The 16,484-nt window shown below is 68.8% G+C and carries 15 protein-coding genes; 6 read left to right on the top strand and 9 right to left on the bottom strand.

Annotated features, from left to right (window positions below; all coding sequences use genetic code 11):
• Positions 1-70: 70 nt before the first annotated feature.
• From AB0C25_RS04970 to AB0C25_RS04955, 4 genes are all read right to left on the bottom strand, one after another.
• Complete coding sequence (locus tag AB0C25_RS04970) at positions 71-919, bottom strand: alpha/beta hydrolase (protein ID WP_357369730.1); 849 nt, start codon at positions 917-919, stop codon at positions 71-73.
• A 50-nt stretch (positions 920-969) separates the two neighbouring features.
• On the bottom strand, positions 970-1,800 hold the full coding sequence (locus tag AB0C25_RS04965) for an alpha/beta hydrolase (protein ID WP_357369729.1): 831 nt from the start codon (positions 1,798-1,800) through the stop codon (positions 970-972).
• Between the two features lie 61 nt (positions 1,801-1,861).
• Entirely contained in the window at positions 1,862-2,701 is an 840-nt protein-coding gene (locus tag AB0C25_RS04960; RefSeq protein WP_357369727.1) for an alpha/beta fold hydrolase, read from the bottom strand.
• 204 nt (positions 2,702-2,905) lie between these two features.
• Positions 2,906-5,710, bottom strand: coding sequence for an AAA family ATPase (locus AB0C25_RS04955; RefSeq protein ID WP_357369725.1), 2,805 nt, complete (start codon positions 5,708-5,710; stop codon positions 2,906-2,908).
• 297 nt (positions 5,711-6,007) lie between these two features.
• On the opposite strand from AB0C25_RS04955, the gene AB0C25_RS04950 reads away from it, so the two are divergent.
• Positions 6,008-6,523: a GNAT family N-acetyltransferase gene (locus AB0C25_RS04950; protein ID WP_357369723.1), complete on the top strand. Its 516-nt coding sequence runs from the start codon at positions 6,008-6,010 to the stop codon at positions 6,521-6,523.
• 9 nt (positions 6,524-6,532) lie between these two features.
• Here the strand turns inward: AB0C25_RS04950 and AB0C25_RS04945 are convergent, their stop codons facing one another.
• Positions 6,533-9,277 (bottom strand): AAA family ATPase, encoded by a 2,745-nt coding sequence (locus AB0C25_RS04945; RefSeq protein WP_357369721.1) that lies wholly within the window; start codon positions 9,275-9,277, stop codon positions 6,533-6,535.
• Positions 9,278-9,424: 147 nt separating this feature from the next.
• Between AB0C25_RS04945 and AB0C25_RS04940 the strand changes: the two genes are divergently transcribed.
• Together AB0C25_RS04940 and AB0C25_RS04935 are read left to right on the top strand one after the other, a co-directional pair.
• Positions 9,425-9,889, top strand: coding sequence for a hypothetical protein (locus AB0C25_RS04940; protein ID WP_357369719.1), 465 nt, complete (start codon positions 9,425-9,427; stop codon positions 9,887-9,889).
• 189 nt (positions 9,890-10,078) lie between these two features.
• On the top strand, positions 10,079-10,939 hold the full coding sequence (locus AB0C25_RS04935) for a helix-turn-helix transcriptional regulator (protein WP_357369717.1): 861 nt from the start codon (positions 10,079-10,081) through the stop codon (positions 10,937-10,939).
• Between the two features lie 107 nt (positions 10,940-11,046).
• On the opposite strand, the gene AB0C25_RS04930 is transcribed toward AB0C25_RS04935, so the two are convergent.
• Positions 11,047-12,252: an esterase-like activity of phytase family protein gene (locus AB0C25_RS04930; protein WP_357369715.1), complete on the bottom strand. Its 1,206-nt coding sequence runs from the start codon at positions 12,250-12,252 to the stop codon at positions 11,047-11,049.
• Between the two features lie 289 nt (positions 12,253-12,541).
• Between AB0C25_RS04930 and AB0C25_RS04925 the strand changes: the two genes are divergently transcribed.
• The 3 genes from AB0C25_RS04925 to AB0C25_RS04915 all read left to right on the top strand — a co-directional run bounded on the left by AB0C25_RS04925 (position 12,542) and on the right by AB0C25_RS04915 (position 14,099).
• Entirely contained in the window at positions 12,542-12,958 is a 417-nt protein-coding gene (locus AB0C25_RS04925) for a hypothetical protein (protein ID WP_357369713.1), read from the top strand.
• Between the two features lie 125 nt (positions 12,959-13,083).
• Positions 13,084-13,602: a SigE family RNA polymerase sigma factor gene (locus AB0C25_RS04920; RefSeq protein WP_357369711.1), complete on the top strand. Its 519-nt coding sequence runs from the start codon at positions 13,084-13,086 to the stop codon at positions 13,600-13,602.
• Positions 13,602-14,099 (top strand): hypothetical protein, encoded by a 498-nt coding sequence (locus tag AB0C25_RS04915; protein ID WP_357369709.1) that lies wholly within the window; start codon positions 13,602-13,604, stop codon positions 14,097-14,099. The genes AB0C25_RS04920 and AB0C25_RS04915 overlap by 1 nt, the downstream gene beginning before the upstream one ends.
• Before the next feature lie 250 nt (positions 14,100-14,349).
• Here the strand turns inward: AB0C25_RS04915 and AB0C25_RS04910 are convergent, their stop codons facing one another.
• The 3 genes from AB0C25_RS04910 to AB0C25_RS04900 all read right to left on the bottom strand — a co-directional run bounded on the left by AB0C25_RS04910 (position 14,350) and on the right by AB0C25_RS04900 (position 16,456).
• Entirely contained in the window at positions 14,350-14,994 is a 645-nt protein-coding gene (locus tag AB0C25_RS04910; RefSeq protein ID WP_357369707.1) for an alpha/beta hydrolase, read from the bottom strand.
• 77 nt (positions 14,995-15,071) lie between these two features.
• Positions 15,072-15,812 carry a hypothetical protein gene (locus tag AB0C25_RS04905; protein ID WP_357369705.1) on the bottom strand — a complete coding sequence of 247 codons (741 nt, stop codon included), beginning with the start codon at positions 15,810-15,812 and terminating at the stop codon, positions 15,072-15,074.
• Between the two features lie 146 nt (positions 15,813-15,958).
• Entirely contained in the window at positions 15,959-16,456 is a 498-nt protein-coding gene (locus tag AB0C25_RS04900; RefSeq protein WP_357369703.1) for a TetR-like C-terminal domain-containing protein, read from the bottom strand.
• Between the last annotated feature and the right edge of the window lie 28 nt (positions 16,457-16,484).

Here is a 16,484-nt window from a genome sequence, read left to right as displayed (position 1 = left end):
ATCAGGACCTGCGACAAGGCCGGCCGTGGCATCGCGGTGAACGATGCCACGGCCGGTTGCTGTTGCTGTGTCAGTTGGTCGCCTTGGCGGCGGCCTCGATCTGGTTGGTGACCGCGCCCGTGTCGGTGACCATCGACAGGTGGGGGGCGTTGATCTCGACGGTGTGTGCCTTGGCCCTCTTGGACATGGCGGTCTGCTGAGCGGCAGGGATCACGGCGTCCTGCTTGCCGACCACCGACCACGAGGGGATGGTGCGCCAGGCCGGCTCACCGGACTCCTCGACCAGGGCGTTGAAGGCCAGCGGACGCTGCCGGGCGGCCAGCACCGCCACGTCCCTGGCGGGGATGCTCTTGTCGGCGAACGCCTTGCCGAAGACCGACGGCTTCACGTAGAGGTTGGGGTAGTGCGGGTCACCACCGGGGATCGCGACGTGGTCGAAGACGGTGGACTCGTCAGCCGCGAAGACCGAGCCCGGCATGGCCGAGGTCAGCGACAGCACGGTGTCGTGCGTGTCCGGGATGTACGCGTCGACGTACACCAGGGCCTTGACCTGCTTGTCGCCCAGGGCGGCGTTCGTGATGACCATGCCGCCGTAGGAGTGCCCGACGAGGACAACCGGTCCGGTGATGGTGTCCAGGTAGGCGCGGAGGTTGTCGGCGTCGTTCTTCACGCCGGACAGCAGGTTCGGCGGCGTGACCACCCGGTAGCCGTCGTGCTGGAGCTTGGCTGCCACCTTGTCCCAGCTGGACCCGTCCGCCCACGCACCGTGCACGAGCACGACTGTCGGCTTCTCCTTCGCGGGGCGCAGGAAGTTGCTCTCGGCGAGGGCCGGCGCGGCGACCCCCGCGAGGCTGACCAGCACACCGAGACCGGCTGCTCCCAGTGCCAGTCGGCGGGCCTTGTGTGAGACAGAGAACATGAGGTTCCTTTCGTAATGCTGATTGACGGGTTGAGGGTGTGCGTGCCGGCTCAGCCGAGGAAGGCGATGAGCTCCTGGTTCACCTGCTCGGCGTGAGTCCAGCCGATCGCGTGCGGGCCGCCCTCGATCTGGACATGCCGTACGTCGCGCAGCAGCGCGGGCAACCGATTGCCGGTGACCGGCGGCGGCAGGATCCGGTCCGCGTCGCCCTGGACGACAAGCACCGGCACGTCGATCGACGCGATGTTGTCGCGGAAGTCCTCCAGCCACGCGTCGACGCACGTCACCGCGGCGATGGGAGAGGCGCCCAGCGCCACGTTGAAGCTGTCCTGCCAGGCGGAGTCGCTGACCAGGGTGCCGCCGAGGACATCCATGTTGTAGAAGTTGTCGAGGAACGACTTGATCGCGGCCGGCCGATCCGCCCGAATGGCGGACTTGATGCCCTCGAAGAACGCCGTCTCGACACCTTCGGGGTTGTCATCGGTCTTGCGCAGGAACGGTCCGAGCGGCCCGAGCAGGGCCGCCCGACGTACCCGGGCCGAGCCGCGAGTGCCCAGGTAGCGGACGACCTCACCGGTGCCCATCGAGAAGCCCACGAGCGTGACATCGTCGAGTTCGAGGGTTTCCAGGAGCGTGTCGAGGTCACCGGCGAAGGTGTCGTAGTCGTAACCGCCGGCCGGTTGGCTGGACCGCCCGAAGCCGCGCCGGTCGTAGGTGATCACCCGGTGGCCGGCGTCGAGCAGTGCGGCCTCCTGCTTCTCCCACGAGCGTCCACTGAGGGGGAACCCGTGGATGAGCACCACCGGTCGGCCGGTGCCGTGGTCCTCGTAGTACAGCTCGATGTCGGTGGAGTTTTCCTCTCCCACCTTGATGTACGCCATCTGTTGTGCTCCATTCTTGCCGAGCCGGCCTACGCCGGCCAGAGCGAATAATTCGGCGGAACTAGACTCGGGCGCCGGCAGGAATCTTCTCGTCGATCGCCTGCGGTTTCTCGGCCCAGCTGAGCGCATAGTCGGCAACGTCCTGCCAGCCTGGCTCACCGATGGTGAAATGGGAACGACCCGCGAATTCCGCGTAAGCGACAATCGCGTCGGAGCGGCGGGCGTAGTGACGGTAGTTCGATTGGTTCACCGACGGCGGCATGAGGTGATCCGCTCCGCCGGAGATGAAGAGCAACGGCGCCCGCTCGGCATTGGCGAAGTTCACCCGAGTGGCCGCCCGCGGGGTGAAGTTCGCCAGTACGCCGTCCCAGACGATCCGCCCCGCTCCCGGAACGTAGTACCGGTCGTAGGCCGCCCGGGTCTCTTCCTCCGTGCCGCTGTTACTGATGGCGTAGCGGAACTGGGCCAGGGTCAGCGGCACCGCCCGGTGCCGGTTGGCGAGGCGGCCGAGCACGGGGAAGGCCGCCCTGGCCTGGCTGAACGGCACGGTGCGGACGCCCTTGACCGGCACCGAGTCGATGGCGACACCTGCCGCGCCCAGCCCTCGGTCGAGCAGCATCTGGACGATCGTGCCGCCGAACGAATGACCCATCAGAATCGGCGGGTTGGTCATTGCGCGGACGATTCTCTCGTAGTGCGCCGCGACGCCCTCGATCGTCAGGTCCGCGATCGGCGTTGGATCCTTCCGTAACTCCTCGACCTCGATGTCGAGGCCCGGATACGCTGGGGCGACAACGTGATATCCGGCCCTGCGGTAATGCTCGATCCAGTATTCCCAGCTGCGTGAGGTGACCCACAGGCCGTGCACCAGGACAATGGTGTTCGACTGCCTTGCCTCCATGGTTTCTCCCTGCCGCGTTGTCTGACACAACAATCGCAGCGTTGGTCGCCGGCCACATCGCACGATCACGTGAACCGCTATCTCGTGGAGAGTGAGCCGCCAATCCGCCAGGTGTGGTGGCGCCCCACAACGACGAGTAAGCCCCGGCCGCCGTCGTTCGACGGTGGCAGGGGCCTGTCGCCGGCCGGACCGGCGCGCATGCGGTCAAGCCGCGCTGTGCTCGTGCCGCGCCATGAGGTGCGTCAGCTCGACCCGGGATCTGATACCCAGCTTGCCGAAGGCGTGGCGAAGGTGCGTGCTGACGGTGTGCGCCGACAGGAAGAGATTCTCGGCGACGGTACGGTTTGTCATGCCCTGCGCCACGAGCCGCACGACGTCGAGCTCGGACTGCGTGAGAGCGGCCCAACCCTGCTGGGGTCGCACCACTGTCGATAGCCGGCGTCGTACGCCCAGTTCACGCAGGCGGCCACGGACCCTGCCCGCGTCCCAGGTCGCCCCGGCCCGGGTGTAGGTCTCGAGAGCCCGCCCGAGCATGGCGACCGCCTCGTCCTGGCGACCGTGCGCGTTCGCGGCGACACCGGCGTCCTCCAGAGCGGACGCGGCGGCGAGTGGTCGCGGACCATGCCTGAACCACTGTGTCGCCTCGACCAGGTCGTCGAGTGATCCGGTGGCGATGCCACGCGTGTGCGCCGCGACGCCCTCCAGCGAGAGCACCCCGGGGTTGCGGCGCAACCGATCGGCAGCCACCTCCACCATGGCCTCGGCCAGATCGCTGTCCCCGATCGCCACGGCCATCCGGACGAGGTGAACCGGATCCGTCACGTCCTGGGGGAACAGCGGCAGGAGGGTGAGTCGTTCCTGCTCGCCCAGGACACCCAACTGCCGGCGCAACTCCGCCAGATCACCCAGGGCCGACGCCTGGTGGGCCAGCAGCCATGCGGCGTGACGACGTACTCCGGGCGCCTCCGTGCTGCGGACCTCCCGCATGATGCCGATGCATCGCTTGAGCTGGAGAGCGTCGCCGCTGTGCATCGCGACCCGGCCGAGCGCGACGACAGTCGCGGCTTCGAGCACACCCACCATGGCGTGCCCGTCCGATATCTCAACGGCTGCCTCCAGCGCGGCGGAAGCGTCGGCGAGGCGGCCCACCTGGAGCAGTTGCCGGCCGTGCCACGCCTCCCAGAGCCGTACCCCCCAGCCCTGACGGCCCTGTTGTGCGGCCGTCAGGCACTCGCCGGTGATCTGCAACGACTCGTCGTACCGGTCCAGCAGCGCGAGGAGTTCGCAGTGCCATTCGCGTGCCAGCATCGCTCGGGGCGGGTCGGCTGCCCCGCCTCCGGCGCGCGCGGCGCTGTTGATCAGTTCGAGGGAGCGCCGGAAGTCGCCGTCGGCGTACGCCAGCCCGCCCTCGGCGAGTTCGAGAGCGAACGCGGCCGTCGGGTCGGCGCTCGTCACGACCATGTCGCGGGCATCGGGTAGGAGCGCCCGCGCCTGCGCCGGTTCTCCCGCCATCAGCAGGTTGTGCGTGAGGACCGCGAGGTGCCGGGCACGCAGGGTGGGGGACAACGACGGCAACTCGAGCGCGCGACGACCGGCGGCTGCTCGGACGTCCGGCGCCAGCGCGATCATGCCGGCGAGGGCCAGCCGTACCTCCGCCTCCTGGTCCACCGGCATGAACTGCCGCAGCACCCCGTCGGCGAGGTCCTTGCCCTCGCCCATCCGCCCGGCGGCGTGCAGCAGCAGGATCGTTTGAGCGGCCAGCGACCCGCGCAGCGGGTCCTCGTCCGGCGTGATCTGAAGTGCGCGCGAGCAGAGATCGGCGGCGATGCTCGGGTCCGAGGCGGACAGGGCGGTGGCAGCGGCCTGCAGGGTGCGTGCGGCGGCGATGTCGCCCTTCACGGCGCTGGCCGCGAGGGCCGCCGCAACCTCCACCGGAGGGACCTGTGTGGCGAGCAACGCGTTGACCGCCTGCCGTTGCAGGGCCCGGTACGCGGATGCCGGCAGGGTTGCCTGCACCGCCTCCCGCAGGAGGTCGTGCCGGAAGCCCAGAGAACCGTCGACCTCGACGAACAGCTCGGCACGTAACAGCTCGTCGACCGGAGCGAGCAGCGCCACCGGAGACACGTCCAGGATCGCCGCGAGTTGCTCGAACGAGAAGGCTCTTCCCAGCACTGCCGCGACACTGGCCAGGCGGCCGGCCATCTCCGACATCCGGGAGAGCCGGTCACGCATGCTGTCTCGTACCCGCCGTGGAAGCTTCGCCTCGATCAGCGACGCACAGCCGGCTTCGATCCGGAGCAGCCGTTCCTCCTCCAGACCACGGAGCATTTCCATCAGCAGGAAGGGACTGCCGTGCGCCCGTTGCGCCAGAGCGAGCAGCGCCTGATCGGGCCGGGCCCGTACGACGTCGGTGACGACCTCCCTGGTGGCCTGCGCCTCGAGCGGCGCCAGCAGCAGGGAGTCGGCACCCGACCTGCGCAGGGCCTCCATGGTCGCCTGCGGACCGGGCGGAGTCTGACCAGCCCGGAACGCCGCCAGCCAGACGATCGGTACGGTCGCCAAGCGAGACGGCAGCGTCTGCAGGGCGACAAGCGATCCGGTGTCCGCCCACTGCACGTCGTCGAGGCAGATCAGGATCGGGGTACGCCGCACGGCCTGTTCCAGCAGGGCCGCCAGCTCGTCCAGCAACCTGTGGCGCTGCTCCAGCAGATAGTGCAGCCGGCCGCGCTCCTGCGGATCAGCCAGTGGCTCGTCACCGTCGAACAGGGCCGAGACGAATGGTCCCATCGGCACCGCCTGATCGCTGGCCGTGACCGCACCCCAGCCGACCCGGATACCCATACGTCTGGCGTTGTCGGCGGCCGTGCGCAGTAGTGCTGTCTTCCCCAGGCCCGGGCGGCCTTCGAGGATCAGGACGCTTCCCCGTCCGGTGCCCGCCTCGCGCAGCCGCTGCCCGATCAATTCCGTTTCTTGGGCTCTGCCTCTGAGGGGCGTCTGATTCACCGGCATACCGTTGCCCTGGAACTCGAGTCCGTCGGTTTCGCCCGGGTGAGCCGTAGTGACCGCAGACTGCTTCCCATGGCACCTCCTCGTTGGATGATCGCTGTCGGGGTTCACCATCGGTGACCGGTCACGGCCGCAGCATCTGTCACATGTCTGGCCGTCGTTGGTCCTTGTGGCGTGAGGCGAAACACGTGGTTGTCCCTGGTCGCGAATGGAATGCTCGCGGAGGTGAAGATCACTACCTGGTGTCTTGAGCAACACAACGCAGCCGATATCCGTGCCGCTACGCCACCAGCCACGCCCATGACCCTGACCCGGGTCGAACTGCCGAGTCCCGAACTGAACAGATATCTGTACGCCGGCGTGGGCGGCGACTGGTTCTGGCTCGAGCGGCTCACCTGGAGCTGGCGGCAGTGGTACGACTGGCTCGACCGGCCCGGTGTCGAGACCTGGCTGGCCACGGTCCGCGGCACCCCCGTCGGTTACGTGGAACTCGACGGCCACCGCGAGGGCGAGGTGGAACTCGCCTACTTCGGCCTGTTGCCGGCATTCGTCGGCCACGGCCTCGGCGGCCATCTGCTGACCGTCGCGTTGCAGCGGGCGTGGAGCCTGGCCGAGCGGTGGCCAGCCCTCCAACCGGTCCGGCGCGTCTGGGTGCACACCTGCACCCTCGATGGTCCGGCCGCGCTGAAGAACTACCAGGCCCGAGGCATGAAGGTCTTCCGCACGGAGACCGAAGAGGTCGACCTGCCGGCGGAGTCGCCCGGAGCATGGCCCGGGGCAGACCGTCCCCCGCTTCCGGGGCCGGCCCCAGCGTGATGTCAGGCCTTAGCTGCGCCGGTCGTAGGCGCCCAGTGCATCTCGTAGAGCCGCACGCGACGTGATTCCGAGCTTGGGGAACATCTTGTACAGGTGATCACTGACCGTTCTGTGCGAGATCAGCAACTTCTGAGCGATCTGCTTGTTGGTGAGGCCCGCACCGGCCAGATCGGCGATCTCCCGTTCCTGCGCCGTCAACGTCGGCGTCCCGGCGTCCGACCCGGAAAGGCGCGTCATCCCCGTGGCGCGTAGCTCGTTGGCGGCACGGTCCCGCCAGGGCCGGGCGCCCAGCGCGGCCATCGCGTCATGCGCGCTGGTGAGCTGCTCCCGCGCCGCCGCGATCTCCCGCCGCCGACGCAACTGCTGTCCGTACGCCAGGCGCACCCGCGCCAGGTCGAACGGCCACTGCTCCAGATCAGGTGTCGCCAGCGCCGCCTCGAACAGGTCGCGCGCAGCGCCATCGTCCGTGGTCAACGCGGCCGCTGCCGACGTCAGCAACCGCAGGCGTGGCGAGAGATCACCCAGTCGGGCCCTGCTCAGGACGCCCGCATGTGCTGCCGCCTCGCCGTGGTGACCGAGGTGCAGGGCCGCTTCCACCAGGTCGAAGCCGGCCCAGAGGGCGGTCGGCCGATGGGAGGCCAGCTGGCCCGGCGCACTGATCTGGCGCGCGTGCTGGAACGCGGCCGCGTAGTCGCCGGCCCCGATGTCATTGAGCGCCCGCGCCTGCAGCGCGAAATAGGTCACGCCGAGCGCCTGGCGCGCCACACCCCAGCGGAACATGTCATCGGTGAGCTGGGCAGAGGCCTCGATCTCCCCGCGCCCGGCGGCAACCAGCGCGTGCACGTAGTGGAAGTACCAGCGGAAGAACCGGAACCCGTGCTCGGCGCAGAGCGTGTGTCCCTCGTCGGCCAGCTCCCATGCCTCGTCCCACCGGCCCGCGAAGAAGCCGTCGAGGCCCAGGTGCATGAGCGCGCCGAGATGGCGACGAGCTGGCGATCGCCCTTCGCGACCCAGCTGCGCGAGGTGCCGCTCCGACTCCCGCAGCAGGGGGAGCCGATCGGCGAACACCGCAGCGGTGCCGATCCGGATGAGACGGGTGGGATCGTCGTTCGTGGCCACGGTGTCGATCAGCACGTCCAGGGCGTCGACCTGCTCGACACCTGCACGGGCCGGATCGGGGAAGATCGCAGCGGTGGCCTGCAACACGGCCTCGGGCCGCGGCGTCAGCCGCCGCAGCAACCCGTGGAAGACCTCCCAGGTCTGGTCGGTGCCCACCCACCAGCTGATGAGCAGCAGGGTGTGCATGGCCTCGACGAGGTCGGGATCCGTGCCGTCGAATCCGTGTTCCCCGGCCTCGATGGCACCGGCCAGCAACCGATGAGCCGTCAGCACGTCGCCGTCGGAGTTGACCAGAAGATGAGCGGCGGCGGCCGCGGCAGGCAGTGAATGGGCGTCGAGGGAACCACCTCGGCGCGCGTCGCCCAGCAGCCGTCTGGCGGCCGTCATCTCGCCGCCGGCGTCGGCACCGATGTACGCGGCCTCGGCCAGACGACGGCTGCGGTCGACGGCGGACGGGCTGAGGTCGGCAGCTCGCGTGAGGGCGGTCACCGCGCCGATCGCGTCCCCCTGCCGGAGCAGGGCTCGGGCCGCGACCTCGAGTTGAAAGGCGATCTCCGGACTGGCGCCCTCAGCCGACTCGGCCAGGTGGCGAACACGGCGTTCGGGGACAGCTGTGGTCTCGGCCAGCGCCCCGTGTGCCCAACGCCGTTCGCGCTCCGTCGACGCCTCGACCACGGCGGCCCCGATCAGCGGGTGCCGGAACCCCAGCCGGCTGGTGCTCACCTGTACCAGGCGTTTCTCCTCCGCCGGTGCCAGGTCGTCCGGAGAGCACACGGCACCGCCGGCCGATCGCAGGTGCGCCATGTCGGTGTGGCCGCCGAGCGCACCGAGCAGGAGCATCAGGCGGCAAGGGTCCGGCAGGCCGCGTACCCGGGACACGAACATCGCCTGGAGACGTTCGGACAGCGGCAGGACGGAGGGCAGCGACGTGAAATCCGTCCGCTGATCGCTGTTCAACGCGGAGGGCAGTTCGAGCAGCGCCAGGGGGTTGCCGGCGGCCGCGGCGAGCAGTCGGCGGCGAACCGCCGGTGCGAGCTCAGGAAAGTGTCGTTCCACCAGGCTCGCCGCCGCCGCGGCGCGCAGCGGCGGCAGAGCCATCGCCGGCAGCCCGCCTTCGGCGAAGAACCCTCGCTCAGCCGACCGGCACGCCGCGAGGAAGACGATCGGACTACCGACCAGGCGGCGGGACACGAAACTCAGAACCTCCGCGCTCGCCCGGTCGACCCAGTGCAGGTCATCCACGACGATCAGGATCGGGGCTTCCGCCGCGACGGACCGTAGCCAGATGAGCGCCGCGTTGGAGACGACGAGCCGGTCCGATACCGGGCCGACCTCGAAACCGAGCGCGCGGCGCAGCGCTGCGCGATGTGCCTCGCTGAGTACGGGCATCTCGTCACCGAGCGGAAAGAGAAGCTGATTGAGCGCCGAATAGTTGACGTCCGCCTCGAACTGCACGCCGGCGGCGCGGAGGACTCGGGTGCCGCGCTCGGCCTGGCCGGCGGCGAACTCGTCGAGAACGGCGGTCTTGCCCACCCCGGCATCGCCGACGAGGAGAAGCGCGCCGCCGTGGATGCCTGCCTTCTCGAAGAAATCCCGGATCGAGGTGACGTCCTCGGTTCGGCCGATCAGTGTCACTGCGTTTATCTCCTAGGCCTGCAGCACTGCGGAACCTTGCCACCCGCGAAGATCACCTGCCGACGTGCTGGTCCGCCCTCGACCGAGGACGCCGCGACAGTCATGTGACAGGTGCTATGCGAGCCGGGCCACATCCACGCTGGTGCCGTGAGTAACGAACCGCACCCTCGTATCCACTGGCCGCCCGGCTGGGGGCCAGACTGCTGCGACAGCTTCGTCAGCCACCGGCGCCGACTGACGGCGTCGCCCGCTGTCGTTTTCGCCCAGTTGACGGCGGTACCGACCTGGCCGAAGTGGCAGCGTGGTGTGGAGCGAACGGACGTCACGGGCGAAATCGCTGTCGGCAGTCGCTTCGTGGTCGTCGCCACGCCCCACCGGCTGGACGGGATCGTGGGTGAGATCGTCTGGCCGAGCCGATTCGGCTGGGCGGCGGTGAGCGGCGAACTGAGCTTCTACCAGTCCTGGCTGATGCTCGAATGGCCCGGAGGTGGCACCGAGGTGACCTTCCAGGAGGCGGCCCGAGGCCCTGCCGCTCTGCTCCGAAATCCCGGACGGTCCGAGCTGACCCGTCACTGGGTCGACGCCCTGACAGCTACGGCGCAGGACATGTGACCCGCTAGGGATGTGCATCACAGGGCTGACGCCGACCCTCGAAACCGCCGGAGCTTATTGTCGAAATCTGCATGTCTATCCACTTCTCGAGTAACGCCCGCAGGATTGAGGCAACCACCGGTCGGCGTGGTGTACCAGGCACACCATTACCTAGGAATCGGATGCCCACCCTCGCGTAACCTTCGCGGGGTGATTCGTAATGAAGCTCTGGCCGCCTTCCTGCGTGATCGGCGCAGCCGCGTAGAGCCTCGTCGCGTCGGCCTGCCGAGCGGGCACCGGCGGCGGGTCCCGGGGCTGCGCCGCGAAGAGGTGGCTCAACTCGCCGGCGTGAGCGTCGACTACTACGCGCGCCTCGAACAGGGGCGGCAGCCCACCGCGTCGCCGGGGGTGCTGAGCAGCGTCGCCCGTACGCTGTGCCTGACCGATGACGAGCGCCGGCATCTGTTCGCGCTCGCACACGTCGCCGAGCCGCAGCCGGCCGCCGACCCCGGCGATCCCGCCGACGAACGGGTACGGCAGCTGGTCGAGGCGTTCGGTGACACCCCGGCGGGGGTGCTGCAGCCCATGCTGGACGTGGCGTATTTCAACGCCGCGGCGGCATTCCTGTACACCGACTTCGCGACGATGCCCGCCCACCACCGAAACGCCGTCCGGTGGACGATGCTGGCCCCGGAGGCCCGCGAGCGGTGGGGAGCGGAGTGGGCAGGTGCCGCCGCCGACTTGGTCGGGCTGCTGCGCCTGCACTCCGGGCAGTACCCCGGCCATCCCCGGCTCGCCGAGATCACCACCGAGCTCTCCGAGCGCAGCCCCGAATTTCGGCAGCTGTGGCACGACCAGACCGTCTCCACGTGGCAGCACCACGTGAAGACCCTGTGGCACCCGGCGTTCGGAGTGATGTCGTTCACCAACGAGTACCTGACGGTGCAGAGCGCACCGCACCTCAGCCTCGTGGTGATGGCACCGGCTGAGCCGCAGCGTTTCGCCGCCGCCCTGAGAGCCGCGTCGGGGTCGGTGGGTTCCGGTGTCCGTGGCGGCGTGTCCGGGGAATGAGGCGGACGTTGACCTGCACGACCGTTTCGCCGGCGAACAGGCCTGGGACAGCCGCTCGATGAGCTGTCCCAGGCCTGCCGTGGAGATGGGTTACCCCTGGTGCCGGGTCAGTAGCGGCGCAGGATGCGCTTGTCGGCATCCAGGCCGCGGTCCAGCTTGATCACGATGAACTCGTTGTTGTCCGCTCGGCCGGCGGTGCGGCCCGAGGAGGACGGGAAGTTGTTGTCGTTGAGGACGGCGATCGTGCGGTCGTCGAGGATCACCACGTCCTCGATGGTCTGGAACGGGAATGTGAAGGTGTTGCCGAACCCGCCGACGTGCCGTGGGTTGGCGATGTTCATCAGGTCGGCGACGAGGGTCTTGTCGAGGCGCCCGTCCCGGTTCCGGTCGCGCTTGTCGGCCAGGTAGATCCTCTTCACCTTCGCCGTCTCACCCTGGCCGTTGTCCCGTTCGATGATCAGGAAGCGGTCGCGGTCGACCATGATCGCGTCACCGATCGCGTGGTCGGCAGCGTCGAGCGCGTACGTCCAGCGCCGACCGGTGTAGGTGTTGGTCCTGACGTCGAACTCGTTGAGCCGGAGCGTGCCCGTCGGGTCGCCCGCGACCGTGCCCTCGAGTAGGGGATAGAGCGTGGCGCCGTCCGGTGACTGGGCCATGCCCTCGAAGCCCTTGCTGCTGGAGAGATTGGCCGGGGTCGTACCGCGGGTCGGGTTCTCGGGGGCGAACACTCCCGGCAGTGGCACCGGCGCCTGGAGTAGGCGTCCCGCGCGGTCGAAGTGCAGCAGGTAGGGGCCGAATTCGTCACCGATCCAGTACGTGCCGTCGGCCGTCCGACTGATCGACTCGACGTCGAAATCGGCACCGGTGAGCACGCGGTCGGCGCGGGTGAGAGCGAACGGAACCTTGCCGTACGGATCGGTCAGGTTGACGCCGCCGACAACGTCGACGGCGCCGCTGGCGAAGCCGGGCGCGACCCGCTGGACACGCAACAGGAAGTCGGCGCTGTTGGCCTTGTTGCCGAAACCGTTGTCGGACAACACGTCGAAGGTGCCGTCGGCGTTGCGAAGGACGCCGCTGAACCCCTGGACCGGTTGGTCGACGAACGGCGGGATGATGCCGTTGATCGGGGCAGTGCCGAGTGACGAGCCGGATGGTTCGCTACCGGGAACGAACGTCGCCGCCGGCAGCATGGCGAACCTGATCAGCTCGGCGCGGTTCCGCGTACTCTGCTCGGCTGCGGACGCGGCCCCCGGCAGCGTCAGGATCAGCGCGGCCACCGCGGCACCCAGGCCCACCCGCTTGCTTACCGCCATCAATCCTCATTTCGTCAAGAGCGAAGGATCACCTGCGCCTCGGCGGTGATCCGATGGCAAGGTAGAGAGACGCGGTGAACTCGGACTGGCCAACGGGCATCCGCGCCCGAACCGTGCGGTGACCCTTCAAGGCGACATCGGCGTGCCGGGCGCTCGCGCGACCGGTGCCGTCCCGGAGGGGGTCGCCAGAAATTTCTGAAGATCTTTGTGGTTGGCGGCAACCTGTGGGCGATGGATCGCATGTACCCGGGTGTAAGCGACGATCGCCACGATCCATAGGGGTCCGGAAATGTCTGTACGTCCTCTTCTGCTCCTGCCCTTCGCCGCCGTCCTGTTCGCACTCCCCGCCTGCGGCGCCAAGCCGGCACCCGGCCCCACCCCGACCGCATCTGCTCCGACCTCCGCCGCTGCCGCCACCGGCGCCCCCAGTGCGTCGCCTGCGGTGGCCGCCCCGGCGGGTGGGAGTGCCGAGTGCCCTTCGGCGAAGACCCTGGAGAAGCTGGTCGAGCTGCCGAAGGGCTGGACCTTCGGCACTGTCCAGTGTGTACAGGACTGGGCGGGAGCCGATCCGCAGGGCCCGACCGCCGGGGACGGCTGGTACCTGTTCCACTTCGTGGCCGGCACGGGCTGGAAGTACTACGGCGACGGCAGCGGATACGACTGCGTGGACCTCGGCCTCAAGGAGGCGCCGTTCTGCATCTCCTGATCGGGTAGACCGCGGTCGCTTGCTGTGGGGGCACACCCGCTACGGTGTGTCCCACAGTCAACTGGCCGCATCGACGCCGCCGCTGCCTGAAGGACTTTGGGGTACGTGGGGGGAACGAGCGGGGCATGGCGGACTCCATCGACGATCTGTTCTGTGAGTTCGTTCGGACCCGCTCTCCTGCGTTGCTGCGGACGGCGTTTCTGCTGACCGGTGACCGGCACCTCGCCGAGGACCTGGTGCAGGACGCGCTGGCCCGTACGCATCGGGGTCGGCGTCGGTTGCATGATCCGGGGCATTTCGAGGCGTACACCCGTACCGCCATGTATCACCAGCATGTGAGCTGGTGGCGGCGTCGCAAGGTGGCTGAGTCGTTGCCGGGGGAGTTGGCCGACGTGGCTGAGCCCGGCAGTGACCATGCTCGTCGTACTGATCTGAAGTTGGCCTTGCACCAGGCTCTCGGCCGCCTCACCCAGCGGCAACGTGCCGTGCTGGTGGTGCGGTTCTTCGAGGACCGCAGCGAGGCTGAGGCCGCGGAACTGTTGCAGTGCTCGGTGGGCACGATCAAGAGTCAGACCAGCAAGGCGTTGACGCGTATGCGGGAGATAGCGCCTGAGCTGCTGTCGGCTGTGCTGGAGGGGGCCTGATGACCGACAACCTCGGGCCGCTGCGCCAGGCCATGGCCGATCTGAGCGAGCACGGCGGTACCGCTGACATGTACGAGCGTGCCCTGCGCAGGTCGCGGCAGACACAACGGCGGATGGCGGTCACCACCGGTGCCGCGGCCGCGGCGGTGGTGTTCGCCATCGGCGCCACGGTCGCCGTCGCCGCCAACCGCCGGTCCGACCCCCCTTCGCCACCGGCCTCCGCACCCACCAGTGACGGATCCCGGGGTCCCGGGTGTCCATCGACGCAGACCCTCGGGACCCTGGTCGAACTGCCCGCGGGCTGGTCTTTCGCTCCCAGGGACGTGGAGTGCGTCGAGACGTGGGCGGCGGCCGACGTGCAACGCCCGGATGCCAGCAGCGTCATCTACCTGTTCCATCACACGGCCGCCACGGGCTGGCGATACCACGACCAGGGCACCGGATGGGAATGCACGGAGCTCGACCTCACCGAGCCAGCGACGTTCTGCACCCCCTGACCGCCTGCCCGAGGGGAACCACGTCCGCGCGGATGCGCTGCCCTGGCCGGCCAACCGAGGCGACCGTGCCGCCGCCGGTCCATTACGCGCTGACCAACCTGGGTCTCGCCTTGGACACCCCGCTGGCAGCGGTCCGGGGCGTGAGCCGAGCAGCATGTGTCGACCATCGAAGAGTGCCGTCGCAGATCTGACCAGTAGTGGCGCGCCGAGGCGCCCGTAGCGTACCGGGATGGCTGGTGGTGTCCCGCCTTCAGCGCGGCGGGTACGCGGTCAGCCGGTCGGCGAGTTGTTGGGGGTGGCTGAGTGCCACTGCGTGGCCGCCGTCCATCTCGTCTGGGACGACGCCGAGTCGGTCGGCGGCTACCCGGCGCTGGAAGTCGGCCGGGAAGAACTGGTCCGCGCGCGCGAGGAGCACGGTCGTGGGGACGTCTGGCCAGGCGCGCAGGGGCCACGGCTCGTTGCCCTCCGCGCTGACCTGGTCCCTGGTGTGTGCCGCTGCCTCGGCGATGATGTCGGCGGGCACGCCGTTGTAGAACTGCTGCTCCTCGCTGAGCCCTTCCGCGCCGCGGTAGTCGGTGTTGGCCCACCAGTCACCGGGTCGCTCCCCGGGTTTGGGGATCATCGGCGTGAGCAGGACGAGCCGCCGCACCGGTAGCTTGTCGGCGATGAGCGGTGCGGTGAACGCGCCGTACGAGTGCCCGACGACCACGAGGTCGCTCCGGTCACCGATCGCGTCGACGACCGTCTGCGAGAACTCGGCGAACCCCGCGGAGTTGTCCTCGATCGGCAGTTCCGGTGTCACCACGTCGTGGCCGCGGCTGGTCAGCTCGGGGCCAAGGAGGTGCCAGTCCCAGGCGCTGCCGCCGCCCCCGTGGATCAGTACGAAAGTCGCCATGCCCCGAAGCCTCACACACGGGTACGACAGTCATCGCTCGATCTGATCGCACGGTCGTGCAGCAGGGTTGGCGACGTTCAGGTATCGGACCACACTGGCATGAGCCCACCTTCCGTGCGGTAGAAGAGATACGGCCGGAGGTCTGGTGACATGGTCAGTGTGCGATACAGCATGGACGGGTTGCCGACGGCGGCGAGGAGTGGTTGGGAGGCGAGCAGGTCACGAAGGCCGGAAAACGGCCATGGGGCGCCGAGCAGTCGTCGGAGCTGGACCAGAGTCGTCACGGCTTCCGGTGGCACCCGATCGACGTAGATGTCGGCGCTGGTGGGCAGGTCCCAACTCGCCGTCGACTCGCTTCGTCTACAGCCAGACAGATGCTCGATACCAGGGCCAGCAGAGCTCACCCCGGCCAGGCCGCGCCACCAGTCCTCATCGATCCTCAGCTCACCGGTCTCCAGCACCGAGTGCTCGAACCACTCGGAGTCGACAGGTGCAGCCACGCCGGAGAGAGCGACAGCAGCGACCTCGTCGGGCAGACGGACGTCGTGTTCTTCGACGTAGTGGGCCAGGCCCTCAGGCCACACGAAATGCTCTCCGTCGGTCTGCTCGGTGCTGCCGTTTGCGGCACCACAGAGTCGGCAGATGGACACGCCCGCAGCGGCGGTGAAGACCGTGCCGGATCGGAGGTACGCCGCCACAGTCCGTTGCAGAGTGACGTTGGCGTCGGCGATCACAAAGTCGCAGACATCGGGCAGCGTTTCCGAAACCGCCGGACCGTCCCAGTATCCGATCAGCCGGAGAACCTTGGTCATCGTCACGCACACCCCCACGACGGAAGTAGGGACGGTCACGGTAGCAAGTGGTGTTGACGGAGGCAGGGACTTGCGGCCGACACAGCCATATCGACTGAATTGAGACGGAGTTGGCGCTGCCGACGTCGGCATGTCCGCAACTGCGGCCTCGGTCAGCCTGTGAAGTGCGGAGCTCGCCTCCGCTTCTTCGCCGGAGCGCCTCCGGGTACCGGCGTACTGGCGCCCGGAGTGGTGTCGATCTCGCTCCAGCCGAGCGCGACCGACCGCCGGCAGCGGCCGGGGTCGTCGCCGTTGGCGACGTAGATGGCGGTCAGCATGGGAACGCCGAGCGCGAAGGCTGAGAAGGGCAGCGGGCCGGCCGTGATCAGCGAGGTCAGGCCATGTCCGATGGCCCAGCTCTGTGTCGCCAGGTCCGAGGGGTCGACATCCGGACCGAGCCGGCCGGCGGACCTGGCGCGTTCGATGGCGCGGACCAGATGCAGCAGCGTCCCGTCGGCCTGCGCCGGGTCGTCGAGTGCGAACCCGTCGTCGAACATGACCCGGTAGAGATCGGGATCGGCCGCGGCGTTGGACACGTAGGCGGCTCCCATCGCCGTGAGATCGCGGATCGGATCGTCGGTCACGGTGACGATCTCGAGACGATCGGCCAACCGGCGGAACCCCTCCTGGCGCAGTGCT

Source organism: Micromonospora sp. NPDC048839 (assembly GCF_040649915.1).
Lineage (GTDB): Bacteria > Actinomycetota > Actinomycetes > Mycobacteriales > Micromonosporaceae > Micromonospora.
This window is presented reverse-complemented; position numbering and strand designations above follow the sequence as displayed.

Excerpts from the sequence above, each read along its gene's own strand:
- AB0C25_RS04970 (WP_357369730.1), bottom strand. The coding sequence starts at position 919 with ATGTTCTCTGTCTCACACAAGGCCCGCCGACTGGCACTGGGAGCAGCC.
- AB0C25_RS04965 (WP_357369729.1), bottom strand. The coding sequence starts at position 1,800 with ATGGCGTACATCAAGGTGGGAGAGGAAAACTCCACCGACATCGAGCTG.
- AB0C25_RS04960 (WP_357369727.1), bottom strand. The coding sequence starts at position 2,701 with ATGGAGGCAAGGCAGTCGAACACCATTGTCCTGGTGCACGGCCTGTGG.
- AB0C25_RS04955 (WP_357369725.1), bottom strand. The coding sequence starts at position 5,710 with ATGCCGGTGAATCAGACGCCCCTCAGAGGCAGAGCCCAAGAAACGGAA.
- AB0C25_RS04950 (WP_357369723.1), top strand. The coding sequence starts at position 6,008 with ATGACCCTGACCCGGGTCGAACTGCCGAGTCCCGAACTGAACAGATAT.
- AB0C25_RS04930 (WP_357369715.1), bottom strand. The coding sequence starts at position 12,252 with ATGGCGGTAAGCAAGCGGGTGGGCCTGGGTGCCGCGGTGGCCGCGCTG.
- AB0C25_RS04925 (WP_357369713.1), top strand. The coding sequence starts at position 12,542 with ATGTCTGTACGTCCTCTTCTGCTCCTGCCCTTCGCCGCCGTCCTGTTC.
- AB0C25_RS04920 (WP_357369711.1), top strand. The coding sequence starts at position 13,084 with ATGGCGGACTCCATCGACGATCTGTTCTGTGAGTTCGTTCGGACCCGC.
- AB0C25_RS04915 (WP_357369709.1), top strand. The coding sequence starts at position 13,602 with ATGACCGACAACCTCGGGCCGCTGCGCCAGGCCATGGCCGATCTGAGC.
- AB0C25_RS04910 (WP_357369707.1), bottom strand. The coding sequence starts at position 14,994 with ATGGCGACTTTCGTACTGATCCACGGGGGCGGCGGCAGCGCCTGGGAC.